This is a genomic window from Bradyrhizobium sp. CCBAU 53421 (assembly GCF_015291625.1).
In the GTDB taxonomy this organism is placed as follows: domain Bacteria; phylum Pseudomonadota; class Alphaproteobacteria; order Rhizobiales; family Xanthobacteraceae; genus Bradyrhizobium.
This window is the reverse complement of sequence record NZ_CP030047.1, coordinates 6,601,683-6,623,109: the sequence shown is the minus strand read 5'-3', so window position 1 is coordinate 6,623,109 and position 21,427 is coordinate 6,601,683. Positions and strand designations below refer to the sequence as shown.

At 65.3% G+C, this 21,427-nt stretch carries 22 protein-coding genes; 11 read left to right on the top strand and 11 right to left on the bottom strand.

Features of this window, described 5'->3' with window-relative positions:
- Positions 1–5 precede the first annotated feature (5 nt).
- From XH92_RS31255 to XH92_RS31240, 4 genes are all read right to left on the bottom strand, one after another.
- A complete protein-coding gene (locus tag XH92_RS31255) occupies positions 6–1,328 on the bottom strand; it encodes an MFS transporter (RefSeq protein ID WP_194455559.1) in 1,323 nt (440 codons plus the stop codon).
- 84 nt (positions 1,329–1,412) lie between these two features.
- Positions 1,413–2,639, bottom strand: a complete 1,227-nt coding sequence (locus tag XH92_RS31250; RefSeq protein ID WP_194455558.1) for a cytochrome P450 — start codon at positions 2,637–2,639, stop codon at positions 1,413–1,415.
- A gap of 74 nt (positions 2,640–2,713) precedes the next feature.
- Positions 2,714–2,920 carry a ferredoxin gene (locus tag XH92_RS31245; RefSeq protein WP_016842874.1) on the bottom strand — a complete coding sequence of 69 codons (207 nt, stop codon included), beginning with the start codon at positions 2,918–2,920 and terminating at the stop codon, positions 2,714–2,716.
- 228 nt (positions 2,921–3,148) lie between these two features.
- Entirely contained in the window at positions 3,149–3,769 is a 621-nt protein-coding gene (locus XH92_RS31240) for a TetR/AcrR family transcriptional regulator (protein WP_194455557.1), read from the bottom strand.
- A gap of 116 nt (positions 3,770–3,885) precedes the next feature.
- Between XH92_RS31240 and XH92_RS31235 the strand changes: the two genes are divergently transcribed.
- Positions 3,886–4,632, top strand: a complete 747-nt coding sequence (locus XH92_RS31235) for an SDR family NAD(P)-dependent oxidoreductase (protein WP_194455556.1) — start codon at positions 3,886–3,888, stop codon at positions 4,630–4,632.
- Positions 4,633–4,911: 279 nt separating this feature from the next.
- Entirely contained in the window at positions 4,912–5,544 is a 633-nt protein-coding gene (locus XH92_RS31230) for a TetR/AcrR family transcriptional regulator (RefSeq protein WP_194455555.1), read from the top strand.
- A gap of 6 nt (positions 5,545–5,550) precedes the next feature.
- Here XH92_RS31230 and XH92_RS31225 read toward each other — a convergent pair whose 3' ends face one another.
- Positions 5,551–6,972: an amidase gene (locus tag XH92_RS31225; protein ID WP_194455554.1), complete on the bottom strand. Its 1,422-nt coding sequence runs from the start codon at positions 6,970–6,972 to the stop codon at positions 5,551–5,553.
- A gap of 88 nt (positions 6,973–7,060) precedes the next feature.
- Here XH92_RS31225 and XH92_RS31220 point away from each other — a divergent pair, with 88 nt between their 5' ends.
- Complete coding sequence (locus tag XH92_RS31220; RefSeq protein WP_194455553.1) at positions 7,061–7,921, top strand: alpha/beta hydrolase; 861 nt, start codon at positions 7,061–7,063, stop codon at positions 7,919–7,921.
- 114 nt (positions 7,922–8,035) lie between these two features.
- Here XH92_RS31220 and XH92_RS31215 read toward each other — a convergent pair whose 3' ends face one another.
- On the bottom strand, positions 8,036–8,812 hold the full coding sequence (locus tag XH92_RS31215; protein ID WP_194455552.1) for an SDR family oxidoreductase: 777 nt from the start codon (positions 8,810–8,812) through the stop codon (positions 8,036–8,038).
- Between the two features lie 169 nt (positions 8,813–8,981).
- On the opposite strand from XH92_RS31215, the gene XH92_RS31210 reads away from it, so the two are divergent.
- Positions 8,982–10,058 (top strand): tartrate dehydrogenase, encoded by a 1,077-nt coding sequence (locus XH92_RS31210; protein ID WP_194455551.1) that lies wholly within the window; start codon positions 8,982–8,984, stop codon positions 10,056–10,058.
- Positions 10,059–10,307: 249 nt separating this feature from the next.
- Here the strand turns inward: XH92_RS31210 and XH92_RS31205 are convergent, their stop codons facing one another.
- The 3 genes from XH92_RS31205 to XH92_RS31195 are packed head-to-tail and all read right to left on the bottom strand — an operon-like array spanning position 10,308 to position 13,447.
- A complete protein-coding gene (locus XH92_RS31205) occupies positions 10,308–11,219 on the bottom strand; it encodes an NAD(P)-dependent oxidoreductase (protein WP_194455550.1) in 912 nt (303 codons plus the stop codon).
- A 30-nt stretch (positions 11,220–11,249) separates the two neighbouring features.
- Positions 11,250–12,500 (bottom strand): Zn-dependent hydrolase, encoded by a 1,251-nt coding sequence (locus tag XH92_RS31200; RefSeq protein WP_194455549.1) that lies wholly within the window; start codon positions 12,498–12,500, stop codon positions 11,250–11,252.
- A 14-nt stretch (positions 12,501–12,514) separates the two neighbouring features.
- Entirely contained in the window at positions 12,515–13,447 is a 933-nt protein-coding gene (locus tag XH92_RS31195) for a LysR family transcriptional regulator (protein WP_194455548.1), read from the bottom strand.
- 120 nt (positions 13,448–13,567) lie between these two features.
- On the opposite strand from XH92_RS31195, the gene XH92_RS31190 reads away from it, so the two are divergent.
- The 6 genes from XH92_RS31190 to XH92_RS31165 all read left to right on the top strand — a co-directional run bounded on the left by XH92_RS31190 (position 13,568) and on the right by XH92_RS31165 (position 19,203).
- A complete protein-coding gene (locus tag XH92_RS31190; RefSeq protein WP_194455547.1) occupies positions 13,568–14,386 on the top strand; it encodes a putative hydro-lyase in 819 nt (272 codons plus the stop codon).
- 86 nt (positions 14,387–14,472) lie between these two features.
- The gene (locus XH92_RS31185) at positions 14,473–15,720 is read left to right on the top strand and encodes an ABC transporter substrate-binding protein (RefSeq protein ID WP_194455546.1); all 1,248 of its coding nucleotides are present in this window, start codon (positions 14,473–14,475) and stop codon (positions 15,718–15,720) included.
- Positions 15,721–15,967: 247 nt separating this feature from the next.
- Entirely contained in the window at positions 15,968–16,801 is an 834-nt protein-coding gene (locus XH92_RS31180; protein ID WP_246788597.1) for a branched-chain amino acid ABC transporter permease, read from the top strand.
- Positions 16,801–17,787 (top strand): branched-chain amino acid ABC transporter permease, encoded by a 987-nt coding sequence (locus XH92_RS31175; RefSeq protein WP_194455544.1) that lies wholly within the window; start codon positions 16,801–16,803, stop codon positions 17,785–17,787. The genes XH92_RS31180 and XH92_RS31175 overlap by 1 nt, the downstream gene beginning before the upstream one ends.
- Positions 17,784–18,515, top strand: a complete 732-nt coding sequence (locus tag XH92_RS31170; RefSeq protein ID WP_194455543.1) for an ABC transporter ATP-binding protein — start codon at positions 17,784–17,786, stop codon at positions 18,513–18,515. The genes XH92_RS31175 and XH92_RS31170 overlap by 4 nt, the downstream gene beginning before the upstream one ends.
- Complete coding sequence (locus tag XH92_RS31165) at positions 18,499–19,203, top strand: ABC transporter ATP-binding protein (protein ID WP_194455542.1); 705 nt, start codon at positions 18,499–18,501, stop codon at positions 19,201–19,203. Before XH92_RS31170 ends, XH92_RS31165 begins: the two co-directional genes overlap by 17 nt.
- 173 nt (positions 19,204–19,376) lie before the next feature.
- Here XH92_RS31165 and XH92_RS31160 read toward each other — a convergent pair whose 3' ends face one another.
- Positions 19,377–19,658 carry a hypothetical protein gene (locus XH92_RS31160; RefSeq protein WP_194455541.1) on the bottom strand — a complete coding sequence of 94 codons (282 nt, stop codon included), beginning with the start codon at positions 19,656–19,658 and terminating at the stop codon, positions 19,377–19,379.
- Positions 19,659–19,691: 33 nt separating this feature from the next.
- Complete coding sequence (locus XH92_RS31155; RefSeq protein ID WP_194455540.1) at positions 19,692–20,348, bottom strand: aldolase; 657 nt, start codon at positions 20,346–20,348, stop codon at positions 19,692–19,694.
- A 162-nt stretch (positions 20,349–20,510) separates the two neighbouring features.
- Here XH92_RS31155 and ltnD point away from each other — a divergent pair, with 162 nt between their 5' ends.
- On the top strand, positions 20,511–21,422 hold the full coding sequence (gene ltnD, locus XH92_RS31150; protein WP_194455539.1) for an L-threonate dehydrogenase: 912 nt from the start codon (positions 20,511–20,513) through the stop codon (positions 21,420–21,422).
- Positions 21,423–21,427: the final 5 nt, after the last annotated feature.

Below are 21,427 nucleotides of genomic sequence, written 5' to 3'. Positions count from 1 at the left end.
CGCCATCATTCGTGGCGATGCATCGCGGAGTCGTGCTTGGTGTCGCGCATGGTCGAGTAGATCAGGAGCGACAGGAAGATCATGCCGCTGAGATAGTAGTAGAACCAGTCCTCATGCCCGATGCTCTTGAAATAGAGCGCGACCGCAGGCGCGGTGCCGCCGAAGATCGACACCGTGATGGCGTAGGGCAGGCCGACGCCGAGCGCGCGGACGTTGGTCGGGAACAGCTCGGCCTTCACGATCGCGTTGATCGAGGTGTAGCCGGCGACGAAGATCCAGGCGCCGCAGATCAGCAGGAAGGCGATGAAGGGCGACTTGGTCTCCTTCAGCGCGGTCAGGATCGGGATCGTCGCCAACGTGCCGGCGACGCCGAAGAAGATCAAGAGCGGCTTGCGGCCGATCTTGTCGGAGAGCCCGCCATAGATCGGCTGCAGGAAGGTCGCGAAGATCAGCGAGCCGAAGATCACGAAGGTGGTCTGGTCTTCGGTGAGGCCGACCGACAGCTTCACGAAGGTCTGCATGTAGGTGGTGAAGGTATAGAACGCCGCGGTGCCGCCGGCGGTGAGGCCGACCACCAGCAGCAATTCGCGCGGATAGTTCAGCAGGCCGACGATCGAGCCGGTCGGCTTGGAGACCTTCTTGGCTTCCTCGAACGCCTCGGTCTCGTGCAGGCTACGCCGCATCACTGCAGCGAAGATCGCAAGCAAGGCGCCGATCACGAACGGAATCCGCCAGCCCCAGGCCTTCAGCTCGTCCGGGGTCAGGAACACCTTCTGCAGCAGTAGCAGCACGATGATCGCGGTCAGCTGGCCGCCGATCAGGGTGACGTACTGGAAGCTGGAATAGAAGCCGCGGTGCTTGGGATCGGCGACTTCGCTGAGATAGGTGGCGCTTGCGCCGTATTCGCCGCCGAGGCTGAGGCCCTCGATGACGCGGGCGAGCGCCAGGATCGCCGGGGCCGCAAAGCCGATGGTGGCATAGGTCGGCGTCACCGCGATGATCAGCGAGCCGAAGCACATGCAGACCACCGAGAGCGTCAGCGACAGCCGCCGGCCGTAGCGGTCGGCGATGAAGCCGAACAGCCAGCCGCCGAGCGGGCGCATCAGGAAAGTCGCGGCGAACAGCACGGCGGCATTGAGCTGCTGCACCACCGGATCGCTGTGCGGGAAGAACGCCGGCGCGAAATACAGCGCAAACGCGGTGTAGGCGTAGAAATCGTACCACTCGACGAGATTGCCGACCGAGCCGATGAAGATCGCCTTCACCCGCCGCTCGACGTCATGGATGTCGAGATGATCGCTCGCGGATTGAGCGGTTTGTTCGGACATTGGCAGGCCTCCCCGGATTCTCTGGCGCGATTCCGGGGCAACCTATCTCATTTGCGTGGTGCGATGTAACTGCCGTCCTGTTCCTTAGGCGTTCTTGCCGAACAGGACGGGCAGTTGACGCGGGCCGCGTACCGTGCCTTCCGACCAGGTCACCTTGCCGGCCGGGTCGAGCCGGAAATCCGGAATCCGCTTCAGCCATTCCTCGATCGCGACCTGCATCTCCATCCGCGCCAGATTGGAACCGACGCAGCGGTGGATGCCGAGGCCGAAGGCGGCGTGGCGGTTCTCCTTGCGGTCGATCACTACCTTGTCCGCATCGGGGAACATGGCGGGATCGCGGTTGGCCGCGGGGAAGGACAGCAGCACCATGTTGCCGGCCTTGACCGGGCAGCCGGAGATCGTGGTCTCCTTCATCACCTCGCGGGCCATCGTCACCGGCGAATAGGCGCGCAGGAATTCCTCGATCGCGGTCGGGATCAGCGCCGGCTCCGCAACCAGCCGTTCGCGGTCGGCGGGCGTCTTGGCGAGGTGCCAGAGCGAGGAGCCGAGCGCGCTCCAGGTGGTGTCGATGCCGGCGATCAGGAGCAGCCGCAGCGAGCCGAGCACGTGCTCGTCGGTCAGCGGCTGGCCGCCCGGGCCCTTGGCCCGCAGCAGCTGCGAGATCAGGTCGTCGCCCGGCTCAAGCTTGCGCTGCTCGAGATGGGCCGTGAAGTAGCCGGTCATCTCGCGCACGCCGCTCATCATCTCGTTCTCGTCCTTGATGCCGAGCTCGAGGATCTGGTGGATCCATTTGATGAAGACGTCGCCGTCCTTTTCGGGAATTCCCAGCATATGCGCGATGGCGCGCACCGGGATGTGCTTGGTGTAGCGCGCCGCGGCGTCGCAATGGCCATCGGCGATGAATTCGTCGATCAGCTCGTTGCAGATCGCGCGCACCCGCGGCTCCAGCCGCTTCATCGCGTCCGGCGTGAAAGGCGGCAGCAGCACCTGCTTGGCAGGCTTGTGCTCCGGCGGATCGGAGGTGATCGGCGGCGCGCGAGCCGTGATCTCGGGGCGGACGTCGCGCACGATGACGCGGCGCGAGGAGAAATGCTCGGTGTCGTAGGCGATCTCCTTCACCGCCTGATAGGTGGTCGGCATGTAGCAGCCGAGGAAGCGCTCGGTATGCACCACCGGCGAGGCCGCGCGCAGCGCCTCCCAGATCGGGAACGGATCGTCGGTCCAGACCGGATCGGTGTGGTCGAAATCATGGACCCAGTCGCTGACCGGGGGATGTTCGGGCAGATAGCTTGCGGACGGGGAATCGGACATCAGCTCGTTTCCTTCTCGTTCGATCAATACGCTGGTCGGTGCAACGGGACGCCGCGCGGCGATCCCGCTGGCCGCTATTCCTCGGTGACTTCGATCGCGATTTCCGGGCAGTTGGTCTGCGCGAGCCAGGCCTTGTCCTCGAGCCCGGCCGGAACCGTCCCGTCGCCGACTTCATGGGCGTTGCCGTATTCGTCGAGCTCGAACAGTTCGGGAGCGAGTGATTTGCAGCGGGCGTGACCCTGGCATTTGTCCTGGTCGACGCGGATTCTGAGCTTGGACATGCAAGCACTCCCTCGGCTCTGGCGCACGGGCGGGCGCGCCGGGTTCCTCAATTTATGTGACGCAAGTTCTAGCTTGCTTGGGCGGTCGGCCGAATACCCGGCCCACCAAGTTATATGCTATTACATTATCGTCCGGGGTGCGCGTCAAGCGAAAGTTCGGGGGTACTAGCGGGGTGTCAAGCTATAGCAGCGCGACATGCTGGCCGACGCCCTGGGCGCGCCGGTCCGCTAATGCGCGGCTGGCGTTGGCGCGGTGAGCGGGCCCCAGGCGGCGAGGGCGGCGGTTGCGATCTGCTCGAGCTGCTTCCGGGTGGCGCCGTCGCGCGCCTGAATCGACATGCCCTGCTGCACCGTGATGTAATATTTGGCGATCGCGTCGAGGTCGGCCGCGGGTGAAATCTCGCCGCGCTCGACGCCCTGGCGCAACAGTTCGCGCAGCTCCGTCACCGCTTGCGCGCGCCGCTGCACGAGTTCGCGCCGCACGGTCTCCGAATGCTCGTTCGGATGCAGCGCCGACAAGACCACCAGGCAGCCGGGCGGGTGTGAGCGGCGGGTGAAGACGCGCGCGGTCTGCATCAGGAGGGTTTCCACCGCCTGGTAGGCGGTGTGCGTTTCGGCCACGGCACCCCAGATCAGTCCACCTTCGCTCGCCACGTAATAGTCGAGCGCCTTGCGGAACAGGTCCTCCTTGCCGCCGAAGGCGGCGTACAGGCTGGGCGAGGCGATCCCCATCGCCGAGGTAAGGTCGGCCATCGAGGCGCCCTCATAGCCCTTCAGCCAGAACACCTCCATCGCCCGCGCCAGGACGGCGTCCTTGTCGAAGTTCCGGGGGCGGCCACGCTCAGCCATCGCTTCATCCATTTCTGTGTCGATCATTAAATAATTCACTTGACGCGCCGGCGCAAGCTCCCTAATTCTGTGTCGATCGTTACAGAAATATCGCCCCTCAAACGAATGAGCCGAACATGACCCAGTCCCTGCAAGGAAAACGCGCCCTCGTCACCGGCGGCAGCCGCGGCATCGGCGCAGCCATCGCCAGGCGTCTTGCCGCCGAAGGCGCCGAGGTTGCCATCACCTATGAACGCTCGGCCGATCGCGCCGAAGCGGTCGGAGCGGAGATCAGGAAGCAGGGCCGCCGTGCGCTGGCCCTGCAGGCGGACAGCGCCGACGCCGGCGCCGTGCGCGGCGCGGTGAACGCCGCCGCCAAGGCGTTCGGCGGTCTCGACATCCTCGTCAACAATGCCGGCATCTTCCGCGGCGGCGGTCCGATCGACGCCATCACGCTGGAGGATATCGACGCCACGCTGGCCGTGAACGTGCGGGCGGTGGTGGTCGCATCGCAGGCCGCGGTCGCCCATATGGGCGAGGGCGGCCGCATCATCAACATCGGCAGCAACCTCGCCAGCCGGGTGCCGGATGCCGGCATGAGCCTCTATTCGATGAGCAAGTCGGCGTTGATTGCCTGGACCCAGGGCCTGGCGCGTGACCTCGGCGGCCGCGGCATCACGGTCAATATCGTCCATCCCGGTTCGACCAACACCGACATGAACCCGGCCGATGGCGAGCAGGCCGAGGCGCAACGCGCGCGCATGGCCATCAAGCGCTACGGCAACGCCGACGACGTCGCTGCCCTGGTCGCGTTTGTTGCCGGTCCCGAAGCCGGCTCGATCAATGGCGCCGGTCTGACCGTCGACGGCGGTGCCAACGCTTGACGACGTTGCCCGCAACGAGCGCGCTGGCGCGCGCTCGTTGCGTTGGCGCTGTCCCCTGAGCGGCGGCAATCCTGCCTTGGGCCAGGCCGGACGGAGGCCGGGAACCCGTTAAGCAAATCAGAATCCACGACTGGTTTGACCGACTTTCCAATAGACGCGCTTGCCGGTTTCGCGGTTAATAGCCTCCGGATGTCGTGTTCGCGAAAGTGACCGAAGCGGCCGATGTCGCTATTGTGGCGTTCTCCGCTCTAGCCCGACCGACCGGTGATCAGCATCTCGATGGGACAAATCGTTCGTAAGCCGTTCAAGACCTACCACCACGGCGACCTCCGCGAAGCCCTGATTCAGGCCGCCTTACGTGAGGTCGAACTCGGTGGTCCCGAAGCGATCAGCATCAAGGCGTTGGCCAAGCAGCTCGGCGTCTCGCAGCCGGCGCCGTACCGGCATTTCGCGGACCGTGAGGCGTTGCTGGAGGCGGTGACCGCGGAAGCATTCCGGCAGTTCAACGTGATCATGCGCGAGGCGATCGAGCAGCCCGGCAAGGGCTCGAAACTGTCGCGCTTTGCCCAGGCTGCGCTGGCCTTCGGGCTCGAGCGCCACGGCATCTACCGGCTGATGTTCGCATCCAGAACCATGGCCTGCGCGCCTGTCGGCAGCGAGCTGCACGTTGCGGCGATGGAAACGCTGGCGCTGCTGATCGAGTCGTTCGAGGCGCCGGCCGTCGGGCTGTTGCGCGAGCGGCAGGCGCTGAAGATCTGGGCCGGGCTGCACGGCATCGTGATGCTCGCCGAGCAGGGCCTGCTGACCGGCGAGGTTGCCCAGATCAGCCGCGAGGAGCTGATGGACGAGATCGTCGAGCAGACCAAGCTCGCGCTGTCAGTCGCGCTCAAGGCGACGGACGACCAGGCATAGGACGCCTTACCTCGGCGGCCGCGGATCGATCGGGGTGGTGCCGCGCACGCCCAGAATATCCTCAAGCACTTTCGCGCCGGCCAGCAGCTGCGCCTCGGCGCGCGGCTTGGCGATCATCTGCAGGCCGACCGGCAGGCCCGACGCGGTGAAGCCGCAGGGCAGCGACAGCGCCGGGCAGCAGGCCAGCGTGATCGCATAGACGATGCCGAGCCATTCGACGTAATTGTCGAACTTCTTGCCGCCGCATTCGGCGACATAGCGGTTCTCGACCGGGAATGGCGGCACGATGGTCGCGGGTGCCAGCAGCAGGTCGTACTTGTCGAAGAACCCGAGCGCCCGCGCGGTGATCGCGACGCGCTGTGCCTCGGCGCGCTCGAGCTTCTCGACGGTGAGCTTCAGCCCTTCCTCGATGTTCCAGATCACTTCGGGCTTGAGCAGGTCGCGCTTGGTGCGCAGCAATTCGGCCTTGGTGATCGCGAAATCGAATGCGCGCAGCACGTGGAAGCATTCATGGGCCTCGCTGAAGTCGGGATGCGCCTCCTCGACGATCGCGCCGGCTTCCGCGAAACGCTCCGCGGCCTTGCGGGTCACGGCCTTGACCTCGGGATCAACAGGCGTGATGCCGAGATCGGGCGAATAGGCGATGCGCTTCGGCTTCTGGTTCGAGCGCGCCGCCGCAAGGAACGATGTCGGCAGCACCGGCAGTGACAGCGGATCGGCGGCATGCTCGCCACTCATCGCGTCCAGCAGCAGCGCGAGGTCCTCGACGTTGCGTGCCATCGGTCCCTGCTGGCCGAGCGTGCGGTCGACGCCGAATTTCGGCGTCTGCGCGACGCGGCCGATCGACGGCCGCAGGCCGACGATGCCGCAGAAGCTCGCGGGGTTGCGCAAGCTGCCGCCCATGTCGGAGCCGTGGGCGAGCCACGCGGTGCCGCTGGCCAGTGCCGCCGCGGCGCCGCCGGACGAGCCGGCCGCCGAGCGCGACGTATCCCAGGGATTGCGGGTCGGGCCGAACACCTCGTTGAAGGTGTTGGCGCCGGCGCCGAATTCCGGCGTGTTCGACTTGGCGTAGATCACGCCGCCGTTCTGCTCGAGGCGCTCGACCAGGATGTCCGACTTGGCGGGAACGTTGTCCTTGAAGATCGGCGAGCCCAGCGTGGTCAGCACGCCGGAGACGGCCGTGAGGTCCTTGATCGGAACGGGAAGACCCGCGAGCAGGCCGCGCTCGCTGGCCGGCTTCTGCATCAGGGCCTTGGCATGGCTGCGGGCGCGGTCGAAGCAGAGCGTCGGCAGCGCATTGACCTTGCCGTCGACCTCGGCGATGCGCGTCTCCAGCACGTCGAGCAGATCGAGCGGCGTGACGTCGCCGGCTTTCAGTTTCTCGACGACGGCACACGCCGTTTCCTTCACCAAGCCCTGATCAGCCATGCGCCGTTGCTCCTATTCCTTCTCTTTCTCTGTGCTGTAGAACATTTCCTGCCGTCGTGGCAATGCGACGAGAACCGAAGAGGCAGGGATGGCAGCGTTGTTTTCCGCGCTGGACTGGCGCGCGATGAGCCAGCAGGAGCGGGACCTCGGCTTGAACAATGGCGTTGCCGTCAAGGGCAGCGCCGAGATCGCCGCCGGCTGGGAGCTGCGCTCCGCGGCGCTGCGGCAGAAGCACCCGCAGTATCTCGACCTCAGATATGGCCCGCGTGAGCGCAACCGGATCGATTTCCTGAAGGTGCGCGACGGCGCGCCGACGCTGTTGTTCATCCACGGCGGTTATTGGCAGACCCGCGCCAAGGAGGTGTTCACGATCTTCGCCGAGGGACCGATGGCGCACGGCATCAATGTCGCCCTGATCGGCTACACGCTGGCGCCGGATGCGACGCTCGACGATATCGTCGCCGAGATTCACACAGGTATCGATTTTCTGGCCGCGCAGTTGCCCGCGCTCGGAGCCGCGGCCGAAAGCATCGTCGTGTCGGGCTGGTCGGCCGGCGGCCATCTGACGTCGATGGCGCTGGCGAACGCCCATGTCCGGGCCGGCATGGCGATCTCGGGCATCTATGACCTCGAGCCGATCAGGCATTCCTACCTCAACGAGAAGCTGAGGCTCGACGAAGCTGCCTCACGGCGCAATTCGCCGATGATGCAGCAAGGCGGCACCGCGAAACCGCTGTCACTGGTCGTCGGCAGCGCCGAACTGCCGCTGCTGCGCAAGCAGACCGCCGATTTCGCCGGCCACCGCGCCCGCTACGGCTTGCCGGTGACCTATGAGGAGATCGGCGGGGCCGATCATTTCTCCATCATGAACCAGATGCTCGCGCCGCAGGGGCGCGTCACGACACTGATCCGGCAGTTGTTCGAGCGGACGGCTGGTACGTCATCCTGAGGTGCGAGCCTCTTCGGCGAGCCTCGAAGGATGACGGAGCCCGTGGCCCATCCTTCGAGGCTCGCTCCGCTCGCGCCTCAGGATGACGTTGAGCAAGTGGCATTCTCGAAACGGCTACCCCCATCCCGACGTCAGTCCGCCATCCACCGTGTAGATCACGCCGGACGTGTAGCCCGCGCGGTCGGAGGCCAGGAAGGCCATCAGGTCGCCGATCTCGCGCGCATGCGCGGGACGGCCGAGCGGCAGGCCTTTCTGGAATTCCTTGTAGCGGTTCTCGTCGCCGAACTGGTTCTTGGCGCGGGTCTTGAGCAGCGTGACGTGACGGTCGGTACCGACCGGGCCGGGGTTGATGCCGACGACGCGGATGTTGTCGGCGAGGCTCTTGCCGCCGAGCGCGCGGGTGAACGACATCAGCGCCGCATTGCCGGCGCTGCCGCAGATGTAGTTGGCGTCGAACTTCTCGCCGGCCGCGCCGATGTCGTTGACGATCACGCCGCCGCCGTGCGCCTTCATCTGGGCATAGACCGCGCGCGTCAGATTGACATAGCCGAACACCTTGAGCTCCCAGGCATGCCGCCAGGTGGCCTCGTCGATCTTGTCGATCGAGCCGCCCGGGATGTCGCCGGCATTGTTGACGAGGATGTCGATGTCGGCGGCCTCTTTCGCCAATCGCGCGAGATCCTCGGATTTGCGCAGGTCGACGACGCTGATCGCGGCGTCGATCTGGTGCGCCGAACGGAGGCGGTCGGCCAGCGCCTTCAACTGCTCGCCGTTGCGGGCGGCGAGCAGCAGATTGGCGCCTTCCTCGGCAAAGGCTTCGGCGGCGGCCGCGCCAATGCCCTTGGAGGCGCCGGTGATCAGGACACGCTTGCCGCGCAGATGCAGATCCATGGGATGTCTCGCTTTGGTATGAGGAACGAATGTCGGCGAAATTGGTGGGGCAGGGTCGCGCCGCGGTCAACACTGCACTGCAGCGTTGCGCTCACGCGAAGTTTGGTCCATTGCAGGGCCATCAGGATAGGCGGCATTGCCGACCGGGCAAATCACAAGGGTGTTCTCGATGAGCAGCAAAAAGCAGTATCGGATTGCGGTCATTCCCGGCGACGGCATCGGCAAGGAAGTCATGCCGGAGGGCCTGCGCGTCATCGAGGCGGCGGCGAAGAAGCACGGCGTCGACGTGAAGTTCGATCATTTCGACTTCGCCTCCTACGACTATTACGAGAAGCACGGCGAGATGATGCCGGCCGACTGGAAGGACCAGATCGGCAAGCATGACGCGATCTACTTTGGCGCGGTCGGCTGGCCGGCGAAAATCCCTGACCATGTCTCCTTGTGGGGTTCGCTCATCAAGTTCCGCCGCGAATTCGACCAGTACGTCAATTTGCGCCCGGTGCGGCTGATGCCCGGCGTGCCGTCGCCGCTGGCGAACCGCAAGCCCGGCGATATCGATTTCTGGGTGGTGCGCGAGAACACCGAGGGCGAATACTCCTCCGTCGGCGGCCGCATGTTCCCGGACACCGACCGCGAATTCGTCACCCAGCAGACCGTGATGACCCGCATTGGTGTAGACCGCATCCTGAAATTCGCGTTCGATCTCGCGCAGTCGCGGCCGAAGAAGCATCTGACCTCGGCGACCAAGTCGAACGGCATCTCCATCACCATGCCGTATTGGGACGAGCGCGTGGAGGCGATGGCCAAGAAGTATCCCGGCGTGAAGTGGGACAAGTACCACATCGACATCCTCACCGCGAACTTCGTGCTGCATCCGGACTGGTTCGACGTCGTGGTCGGCTCCAATCTGTTCGGAGATATCCTGTCCGACCTCGGCCCGGCCTGCACCGGCACGATCGGCATCGCGCCGTCGGGCAACATCAATCCGGAAGGCAATTTCCCCTCGGTGTTCGAGCCGGTGCACGGCTCGGCGCCCGACATTGCGGGGCAGGGCATCGCCAACCCGATCGGCATGATCTGGTCGGGCGCGATGATGCTGGAGCATCTCGGCGAGAAGCAGGCAGCCAGCGCCATCGTCGGCGCGATCGAGCGCACGCTCGGCGAACGCACGCTGCGCACCCGCGACCTCGGCGGCAACGCCGACACCACGGCGTGCGGCAAGGCGGTGGCGGAGATGGTGGATTAATTGTTCTCACCCTCTCCCCTTGTGGGAGAGGGTCGCTTTGCGCAGCGAAGTGGGTGAGGGGTATCTTTCCCCGGATACAAACCCCTCATCCGTCGCGGACTGCGTCCGCGCCACCTTCTCCCACAAGGGGAGAAGGGAAGCGGAGCGCGAGGCGCGACCACCCGTCATTGCGAGGAGCGAAGCGACGAAGCAATCCATGCCTCAGCTTGCGGCGCGGTGGATTGCTTCGCTTCGCTCGCAATGACGGGATTACCCCTTCACGATCCGTCGGCAGTGCTCCCACGCCGCGTGGATCAGGTTCTCGCTCGCTTCGGGTGTGCGGAAAGCGGAGTGCGCCGACAGCGTCACGTTCGGGATATTCGTCAGCGGATGGTCCTTCGGCAGCGGCTCGATATTGTAGACGTCGAGGCCGGCGTGGCGGATGTGGCCGGAGTTGAGCGCATCGATCATCGCCTGCTCGTCGACGATGGCGCCGCGGGCGGTGTTGATCAGCACCACGCCCTTCTTCATCTTGGCGATCTTCTCGCGCGTGATCAGGCCGCGGGTGTCGTCGTTCAAGAGCAGGTGGAGCGAGACCACGTCGCTGTTCGCCAGCACGGTGTCGAGCTCGGTGAATTCGACGCCGGGATGGCTCTTGGGCGACCGGTTCCAGGCGATCACCTTCATGCCGCTGCCGAGCGCGATGCGGGCGACCTCGGCGGCGATGCCGCCGAAGCCGACCAGGCCGAGCGTCTTGCCAGTGAGCTGCATGCCGTCTTCGCGCAGCCAGTTGCCGGCGCGCATCTCGCGATCCATCTGCGCGATCACCCGCGCCGACGACCACATCAGCGCGATCGCGGATTCCGCGACCGCGGTGTCGCCATAGCCCTTGATCAGGTGCACGGAGATGCCGAGCTCGGCGAGCTCTTCCGGGTTCATGTAGCTGCGCGCACCGGTGCCGAGGAACACGACGTGCTTCAGGCCGGCGCATTTCTTTGCGATTTCGGTCGGCAGTGCGGTGTGATCGACCACCGCGATCTCGGCGCCGTCGAGCACCGCCGGATAGTCCTCCGGCTTGATGTCCGGGTTGCGGTTGATCCGCATCTTGGGATCGCCTGACCTCTCCAATCGCTCGGTGATGACAGCGAGCGATTCATTGGCGTCGACAAACACTGCGCGCACGAAAGCCTCCATCCAGGGAAGAAGTGATGATCAGGACGCGACGCCTGCGAGCGCCAGCACCGCATGCATGAGGACGTTGGCGCCGGCGGCGCAATCGGTCTGCGTCGCATCTTCCAGCTCGTTGTGGCTGATGCCGTCCTTGCAGGGCACGAACACCATCGCCGCCGGCATCACCGTGTTGAGGTTGCAGGCGTCATGGCCGGCGCCGGAGGTGATGCGGCGATGCGAATAGCCGAGCTGCTTGGCGGCGTTCTCGACCGCGTCGACGAGTTTGGGATCGAAATGCGTCGGCGCCTTGCGCCAGACCAGATCGAGCTGGACTTCGACCTTGCGCTTTGCGGCGATCTCGACGACCGCGGCGCGGAGGTCGCGGTCCAGCGCATCCATGATCGTGGCATCGGCGCTGCGGCAATCCACCGTGAAGGCAATCTCGCCGGGGATGACGTTGCGCGAGGGCGCTGCGATCACCGCCTCGCCGATGGTGCCGACCGCTTTCGGGCCATGTTTCCTGGCGATGCTCTCCATCGCCAGCACGATCTCCGACAGTGTCGCGAGCGCATCGCGGCGCAGCGGCATCGGGGTCGAGCCGGCATGGCTCTCGAAGCCTGTGATCTTGCCGTCGTACCACAGCACGCCCTGGCCGGAATCGACCACGCCGATGGTCTTGCCCTCGGCCTCCAGGATCGGGCCCTGCTCGATATGCAGTTCGACGAAGCTCGTGAACTTCTGGCGGCCGACCGGGGCGTCGCCGCGATAGCCAATCGAGTCCAGCGCCTGCGCGACCGTAACGCCCTCGGCATCCTTGCGCGATAGAATGTCGTCGGTGGTGAAATCGCCGACATAGGCAGCCGACGCCATCATCGCCGGCGCGAAGCGCGAGCCTTCTTCGTTGGTCCAGTTGCAGATGCAGATCGGCAGCTCGGTCTCGATGCCAGCATCGTTCAGCGTGCGCACCATCTCGAGCGCGGCCAGCGTGCCGAGGATGCCGTCATATTTGCCGCCGGTCGGCTGGGTGTCGAGATGCGAGCCGACGCCGATCGGCGGCTTCGACATGTCCCGTCCCTTCCTCAAGCCGAACATCGAGCCGAGCGCGTCGACCTGTACTTCGAGGCCGGCGTTCTCGCAGGCCTTGCGGAACCAGTCGCGCACCTGCTTGTCCTCGGCGCTCAGGGTCAGACGCCGCACGCCGCCCTTTGGCGTTGCGCCGAACTGCGCGGTTTCGTGGATGCTGCCCCAGAGGCGGGCGGAATCGATCTGCAGGTTGGTGGCGGCTCGGCTCATTGCGGCTCTTCCCTTTACGCGATCGTTTTCTCATGACGCGCCGCTCTCGCGTCGTCAACCGCTACGCTCGCTTGTGCGATCTGCCTGGCGAGATTGGCGACACGCTCGATGGCGACCGCATCGGGGGAGGCGAGCCAGTTCGCGGTAAACGTGAGTGGCGGCAGCTTGAGGTCGGTATCGAGCAGTTGCAAACGGCCGTCGGCGAGCTCGTTCTCGACGATCGCCGACGGAATCACCGCAATGCCAAGCCCTTCATTGGCCATGTGGATCACGGTCGCGAGCGAGGTCGAGGCGTGCAGCCGGATCGGCGGCAGATCGGGGGCGTTGAACAGCGCGCGCACGGTCTCATAGGGCTGGGTCTTGCGCGGAAAGGTGATGATCGGAAACCGCGCCAGATCGCGCCGCGCCACCGGGCCGGAGCCGAGGCCGAGCGACGGGCTCGCCAGGAAGCCGATCGGGTAATCGCACAGCACATGACTGTGCGCGCCGGACGCCGAGACCGGACCGAGCACGAAGGCGAGTTCGATCTCCTGAGCCAGCAGGCGTGGGGTCAGGTTCGGCGTGATGTCGACCTCGATCTCCAGCGACAGGTTCGGGTAGATCTCGTTGACGCTCTTGACCAGCCGCGGCAGCCAGGTGTGCACGATGGTCTCCGCGACACCGAGCCGCAGCGCGCCGCGCATCGCCGAGCGGTCGCCGACCTCCGCCATCATCTCCGAGCGCAGGCCGATCAGCTTCTCGGCATAGATCATCATCAGCCGTCCGCTCGGGGTCGGCGAGGCCACCCGGTGATCCCGGTTGAGCAGCTTGACGCCCATCTCGCGCTCCAGCTGGGCGATGCGCTGGGAAATCGCCGGCTGGGTGGTGTTGAGCCGCTGGGCGGCGCCGCGGAAGCTGCCGAGCTTAACGACCCAGAGGAAGGTTTCGATCGAGCGGAAGTCCGTCATTGGAAGCATGTTCCCGATCGATAAATCTTCTTTATCGATTTTGATTAGAAAGGACGATTAGACATTATATCACGCTTGGTGTTGGTTTGTCCTTGTCGAGATTATGGGCAGGAGAATCCCATGACTGTTTTTGCGGCAGTGCAGCGATCTCAGGGGGAGCCAATGCTGGCGAGCGTCGAAGCGCGGCGCGCATGCCGTGACGGCGTGGCCTCGGCCACCACCGCCGGTCTCGCCAACGGTTTCGTCCAGGGCAATCTCGCGATACTGCCGGAAAAGCTCGCCGGCGCCTTCCACCGTTTCTGCCAGCTCAATCCGAAGCCGTGCCCGATCATCGGCATGTCGGACGTCGGCGATCCCCGGATCCCCGCGCTCGGCCTCGATCTCGACATCCGCACCGACGTGCCGCGCTACCGGGTCTGGCGCGACGGCGAGGTGGCGGACGAGCCGACCGACATTACCAAGTACTGGCGCGACGATCTCGTCACCTTCGTGCTCGGCTGCTCCTATTCGTTCGAGGAGGCGCTGCTGGAGGACGGGCTGCCGATCCGACACATCGAACGCAACCTGCGTGTGCCAATGTACCGGACCAACATCGCCTGCCAGCCGTCGGGGCCGTTCGCGGGACCCATGGTGGTGTCGATGCGCCCGTTCAAGCCGGCGGATGCGATCCGCGCGGTGCAGATCACCTCGCGCTTCCCGTCGGTGCACGGCGCGCCGGTGCATCTCGGCCACCCGCATGCGATCGGCATCGAGGATATCGCCAAGCCCGACTATGGCGATGCGGTGCCGGTTGCCGATGACGAGATTCCGGTGTTCTGGGCCTGTGGCGTCACGCCGCAATCGGTGATCGCAAGTGCAAAGCTGCCGTTTGCGATCACGCATTCGCCGGGCCTGATGCTGGTGACCGATCTCAGGAACAAGCAGCTCGCTGTGCTCTGAATAGGCAATTCGTGCAATTCATTGAGGCTTTACTGCGCGCTACAAGCGTCACATCGATAATAACAAGCTGACCAAGGGGAATTGCGATGACGATCTCTCGCCGTAACGTGTTGCTGGGTGCCACTGCCGCCGCTGCGCTCGGTCCGATGGCCGCGCGCGCGCAGACAAGCGAAGTGGCAATCGGTGTGATCTATCCGCTGTCCGGCTCCAGCGCCGCGATCGGCGTCGATGCGCAGCACGCCTTCAACACCGCGGCCGACATCATCAACAAGAATTACGATTTCGTGCTGCCCCTCGCCAAGGGCGAAGGCCTGTCCGGCCTCGGCGGCGCCAAGGTCCGCCTCGTGTTCGCCGACCACCAGGCCGATCCGCAGAAGGGCCGTGCCGAGACCGAGCGGCTGATCACCCAGGAAAAGGTCTGCGCCGTCGTCGGCACCTATCAGAGCGCGGTTGCCGTCACCGTCAGCCAGACCTGCGAGCGCTACGGCGTGCCGTTCATCTCGGCTGACAACTCCTCGCCGAGCCTGCATCGCCGCGGCCTGAAATACTATTTCCGCGCCTCGCCGCATGACGAGATGTTCTCGGCCGCGATGTTCGACTTCTTCGATGCGATGAAGAAGAAGGGCCAGAAGATCGAGACGCTGGCGCTGTTCCACGAGGACACCATCTTCGGCACCGATTCGGCGAACGCGCAGACCAAGCTCGCCGCCGAGCGCGGCTATAAGATCGTGGCCGACATCAAGTACCGCGCCAACTCGCCGTCGCTGACCGCCGAGGTGCAGCAGCTCAAGGCCGCGAATGCCGACGTGCTGATGCCGTCGAGCTACACCACCGACTCGATCCTCCTGGTCAAGACCATGGCCGAGCTCGGCTACAAGCCGAAGAACATCATGGCGCAGGATGCCGGCTTCTCGGAGAAGGCGACCTATGACGCCGTCGGCGACAAGCTCGAAGGCGTGATCTCGCGCGGCAGCTTCTCGCTCGACCTGGCGCAGAAGCGGCCGATGGTCGGCCTCATCAACGAGATGTACCGCGCCAAGTCCGGCAAGGACTTCAACGACTATACCTCGCGCCAGTTCATGGGCCTGATCGTGATGGCCGACGCCATCAACCGCGCCAAGTCGACCGACGGCGAGAAGATCCGCGAAGCGCTGGTCGCCACCGACATGCCGGGCGACGTGACCATCATGCCGTGGCGGCGCGTCAAGTTCGACGAGATGGGCCAGAACAATTTCGCCGATCCGGTGCTGCTGCAATATACCGCGAAGAACTTCGTGACGATCTTCCCGGAACAGGCCGCCGTCTCCGAGGCGATCTGGCCGATGAACAGCTGATCGGCTGGACGCTTTCTCACCGTCGTCCCGGGCAAGCGAAGCGCGACCCGGGACTCCCGCGCGAGTGCTTGCACTCGTCGCGTAACTCAGACAGGCGTTTTGCGATGATTGGTTGTTATCTCTCCTCCCGATGCAGTTGTGGTTATGGGTCCTGGCCTTCGCCAGGACGACGCCGGGGCCATACATTGACCGGGGCACAGCGGTGACAGCCGAAACCATCATCCAGAGTTTGGCGAGCGGCCTGTTGATGGGGCTGCTCTACGGACTGATCGCCGCCGGCCTCGCATTGATCTTCGGATTGATGGACGTCGTGAACTTCGCGCATGGCGAGTTCCTGATGATCGCGATGTACGTGACCTTCTTCCTGTTCGCGTTCTTCGCGATCGATCCCTTGCTCGCGGCGCCGCTGGTCGCCGCGGCATTGTTCGTGTTCGGCGCGGTGGTCTACCTGTTGGTGGTCCGCTTCGCGATGCGCGCCAAGGCCAATGCCGGCATGGTGCAGATCTTCTCGACCTTCGGCCTTGCGATCGTGATGCGCGGCCTTGCCCAGTTCTTCTTCACGCCCGACTACCGCAGCGTCACCAACTCCTGGGTCGGCGGCAAGACGGTGTCGATCGCCGGCATCTATCTGCCGGAGCCGCAGCTGATCGGCGCGATGCTGTCGATCGCGGCCTTCGTCGCGCTCTACTTCTTCATCAATCGCACCGATTTCGGCCGCGCGCTGGAGGCGACACGCGAGGACGCCGGCGCGGTGGCCCTCGTCGGCATCGACAAGAACCGGGTGTTCGCGCTCGGCTGGGGCCTCGGTGCGGCGCTGGTCGGCCTTGCCGGCGCCATCATGGCGATCTTCTTCTATATCTATCCCGACGTCGGTGCGTCGTTCGCGCTGATCGCCTACGTCACCGTGGCGCTCGGCGGCTTCGGCAGCGTGTTCGGCGCCTTTGCCGGCGGCATCATCGTCGGCCTGGTGGAAGCGACCACCGCGCTGATCCTGCCGCCGTCGCTGAAATCGGTCGGCATCTATGCAGTGTATCTCCTGGTCGTCTTCATCCGCCCGCGTGGCCTGTTCGGATCGATGTGATGGACACCCACTTCGCCCAACGCCGCAGGCGTGACCTGATCGTGGCGGCCTGCCTTGCGGTGGTCGCAGCGCTGGTGCCGCTGTTCGTCAAGGACGTCTACGTCCAGAACATCATGGTCTTGACCCTGATGTATGCGGCGCTGTCGCAGAGCTGGAACATCCTGTCCGGCTATTGCGGGCAGATCTCGCTCGGCCATGCGCTGTATTTTGGGTTAGGGGCCTATACCACCGCGCTCTTGTTCACCAAGTTCGGCGTGCTGCCGTGGTTCGGCATGCTGGCGGGCGGTGCGATCTCGGCCGTGATCGCGATGGCGCTCGGCTATCCCTGCTTCCGCCTGCGCGGGCACTATTTCGTGATCGCGACCATCGTGATCGCCGAGATCGCGCTGCTCCTGATCCAGAACTGGGATTGGGCGGGCGCGGCGCTGGGCATCGACATCCCGGTGCGCGGCGACAGCTGGCTGAAATTCCAGTTCACCCGCTCGAAGCTGCCGTACTTCTATTTCGCGCTGGCGCTGGCCTGCGTTGCCTGGCTCGTCACCTGGTGGCTGGAAGATTCCAAATGGGGTTATTGGTGGCGCGCGGTGAAGGACAATCCCGATGCTGCCGAAAGCCTCGGCGTCGTCGTGTTCAATTCCAAGATGGGCGCGGCGGCGGTCTCCGCCTTCCTGGTCGCCGTCGGCGGCAGCTTCTACGCCCAGTTCGTCTCCTACATTGATCCCGAGAGCGTGATGGGCTTCCAGTTCTCGCTGCTGATGGCGCTGCCCGCGGTGCTCGGGGGTATCGGCACGCTGTGGGGACCGGTGCTCGGCGCCGTGATCCTGATCCCGCTCACCGAGCTGACGCGCTCCTTCGTCGGCGGCTCCGGCCGCGGGGTCGATTTGATCGTCTATGGCGCGCTGATCGTCGCGATCTCGCTGGCGCTGCCGAAGGGGCTCGTCAGCGTGTTCGGCATGCTCTCCGGGCGCAAGGAGGCCACACGATGACGGCACTCCTGGAAACACGCGGCGTCTGGCAGCGCTTCGGCGGCCTCGTCGCCAACAGCGATGTCTCGATCTCGGTCGGGCGCGGCGAGATCGTCGGCCTGATCGGGCCGAACGGCGCCGGCAAGTCGACGCTGTTCAATCTGATCGCGGGCGTGCTGCCGCCGACCCAGGGCTCGATCATCTTCGACGGCGAGGACGTCACCCGGCTGCCGGCGGCGGAACGCTGCCAGCGCGGCGTCGGGCGCACCTTCCAGGTGGTCAAGAGCTTCGAGACCATGACCGTGATCGACAACGTCATCGTCGGCGCGCTGATCCGCAACACCAAGATGCGTATCGCGCGGCAGAAGGCCTATGAGGTGCTGGAGTTCTGCGGCCTTGCGGCGCGCGCCGAAAAGCTCGCCGCCGACCTCGTCCCGTCGGAGAAGCGCCGGCTCGAAGTCGCCCGCGCGCTCGCCACCGAGCCGAAGCTCCTCTTGCTCGACGAAGTCCTCACCGGCCTGACGCCGGTCGAGGCGCAGACCGGTGTCGAGCTGGTGCGCAAGGTGCGCGCCACCGGCGTCACCGTGCTGATGGTCGAGCATGTGATGGAAATCGTGATGCCGCTGGTCGATCGCGCCATCGTGCTCAATCTCGGCAAGGTGCTGGTCGAGGGCGAGCCCGCGGACGTCGTCCGCAATCCAGAGGTCATTTCTGCCTATCTCGGGGATCGTCATGCTGTCGGTGCGTGAAGTCACCACCGCCTATCAGGGCCTGGTTGCGATCTCCTCGGTGTCGCTCGACGTCACCAAGGGCGAGATCGTCTGCGTCGCCGGCGCCAACGGCGCGGGCAAATCGACGCTTTTGAAATCGATCGCCGGCGCCGAGCGTCCGCGCGCGGGCACCGTCACCTTCGACGGCAAGCGCATCGATGGCCAGCCGCAGCACGTCATCACCGCGGGCGGCATCGCCTTCGTGCCGGAGAACCGCCGGCTGTTTCCGCGGCTGTCGGTGCGCGACAATCTGCGGCTCGGCAGCTACCTCTATCGCAGCCAATCCGACCGCGATGCGCCGCTCGACCTGGTGTTCCAGCTGTTCCCGCGGCTCGGCGAGCGGCTCGAGCAGCGCGCCGAGACCTTGTCCGGCGGCGAGCAGCAGATGCTCGCGATCGGCCGTGCGCTGATGACGCGGCCACGGCTTCTAATGCTCGACGAGCCGTCGCAGGGCATCATGCCGAAGCTGGTCGACGAGATTTTCCAGGCCGTGAAGCGCATCCGCGACGCCGGCATGACGGTGCTGATCGTCGAGCAGCGCATGGCCGAGTGCCTGGAGATTGCCGACCGCGCCTACATCCTGCAGACCGGCCGCGTGCTGATGCAAGGCACCGCCGCCGAGATCAGCGGCAATCCGGACGTGCGCAAGGCGTATCTGGGGCTGTAGTTTTTGCGACGCCTCCACGTACGCAAACGTCATCCTGAGGTGCGCGCCCCTTTGGCGCGCCTCGAAGGATGGCAGCGGGCGAGTATGTGGCCCATCCTTCGAGGCTCGCTCCGCTCGCACCTCAGGATGACGCCAGTGTATGTGGAGCGCGCTGTTCGGCGCGTAACCCGATCCTACTTGTCCTTGCCCTCTTCGACCTTCTCGACCTTGGCGGCAAGATCCGGCACGCGGCTGACGCGGTAGGTCGCGTTGCTGCAGGTCAAGGTCCAGGCCTCGTTGTCGGGCTTGGAGAGCTTGTCGTCGCGTTCGGCCTTGAGCGGCTTGTCGCAGGCATAGCCTTGCGCGCGCAGCTGCACCGCCAGCAGGTCCTGCAGAGTCTGCTCGGCCTGTGCCGTCGATCCTGCCAGGCCGCCGACCAGCAGTCCAGTGAATGCCAATCCCGTGAACCTCATCATGACCGTTCTCCGCATGTCTCACCTTTGCTTGATCTAATGAGAGTGATCCGGCAGCACGAGCCCGAACGTCCTGGTCAAATCCGCCACCTGGTCGGGCGAGAGATAGCGCGGGTTCAGCCCGCGCAGCAGCAGATAGAGCTTTGCGGTTTCCTCGAGCTCCTCGGTCGCGAACACCGCGGCTTCCAGCGTGTCGCCGGAGACGACGGGACCGTGATTGGCGAGCAGCACCGATGAATATTTCCCGGCCAGCCCCCTGATCGCGTCGGCAACGGCGGGGTCGCCGGGACGATAGTAGGGCACCAGCGCGGTCTGGCCGCACTTCATGACATAATAGGCCGTCATCGCCGGCAACGCGGCGCGCGGGTCGATCTCGGGCAGCATCGAAAGCGCGACCGAATGGGTCGAGTGCAGATGGACCACCGCGCCGGCGCTGGTGCGCGTCTGGTAGAGGGCGGTGTGCAGCGGCACTTCCTTGGTCGGGGCATCGCCGGAGACCAGCCGGCCGTTGCCGTCGAGCCGCGACATTTTCGCCGGATCGAGGAAACCGAGCGAGGCGTTGGTCGGCGTCACCAGCCAGCCGCCGTCGTCGAGCCGGACGCTGATATTGCCGGAGGAGCCCGGCGTCAGCCCGCGCTCGAACAGCGAGCGGCCGAACCGGCAGATATCCTCACGAAGCTTTGTTTCGCTCATCCGGTTTCGCTCTCGGCGTCTTCTTTGGCGCTATCCGTTTTCCGCTTTGTCTCATGCTTTGGCAGCGCGGCCAAGCCGTGATAGGCAAGCAGCAAACGCGCATGATCCGGAAGTTGGGAAACCGTTCCGTGCGCAATCAAGTAAAACTTTGAGGATCGCCGCATGTCCAGTTCCGCAACACCGCACGTCGCCGTCATCGGGCTGGGGTCGATGGGATACGGCATGGCGACCTCGCTCAAGCGCGCCGGTCTTGTCGTGACCGGCTGCGACGTCTCGGCCGACGCCGTCGCGCGCTTCGTGGCTGACGGCGGCAAGGGCGCGAAAACGCCGGCTGAAGCGGCCAGGGAGGCCGATATCGTCGTCAGCGTCGTCGTCAATGCGGCGCAAACCGAGGCCATCCTGTTCGGCAAGGACGGCGCCACCGAGACCCTTGCCAAGGACGCGGTCTTCATTTCCTCGGCGACCATGGATCCCGATATCGCCCGCCGGCTGGCCAAGCAGCTGGAGGCGACCGGCCGGCATTATCTCGATGCACCGATCTCCGGCGGCGCGCAGCGCGCGGCGCAGGGCGAGCTGACCATTCTGGCGTCCGGCAGTGCGGCGGCGTTCGCGAAGGCGCGGCCGGCACTGGATGCGATGGCGGCGAAGCTCTACGAGCTCGGCGACGCGGCCGGGCAGGGCGCCGCGTTCAAGATGATCAACCAATTGCTGGCCGGCGTTCATATTGCAGCCGCCTCCGAGGCGATCGCCTTTGCCGCCAAGCAGGGCCTCGATATCCGCAAGGTCTATGAGGTGATCACGGCGTCGGCCGGCAATTCGTGGATGTTCGAGAACCGCATGCCGCATGTGCTCGACGGCGACTATGCGCCGCGCAGCGCGGTGGAGATTTTCGTCAAGGACCTCGGCATCATCCAGGACATGGCGCGCAATGCGCGCTTCCCGGTGCCGGTCTCGGCCGCGGCGCTGCAGATGTTCCTGATGACGTCGGCCGCCGGCATGGGCCGTGACGACGATGCGTCGGTGGCGCGGATGTACGCGCAGGTCACCGGTACCAAGCTTCCCGGCGCGAAATAAGAGGA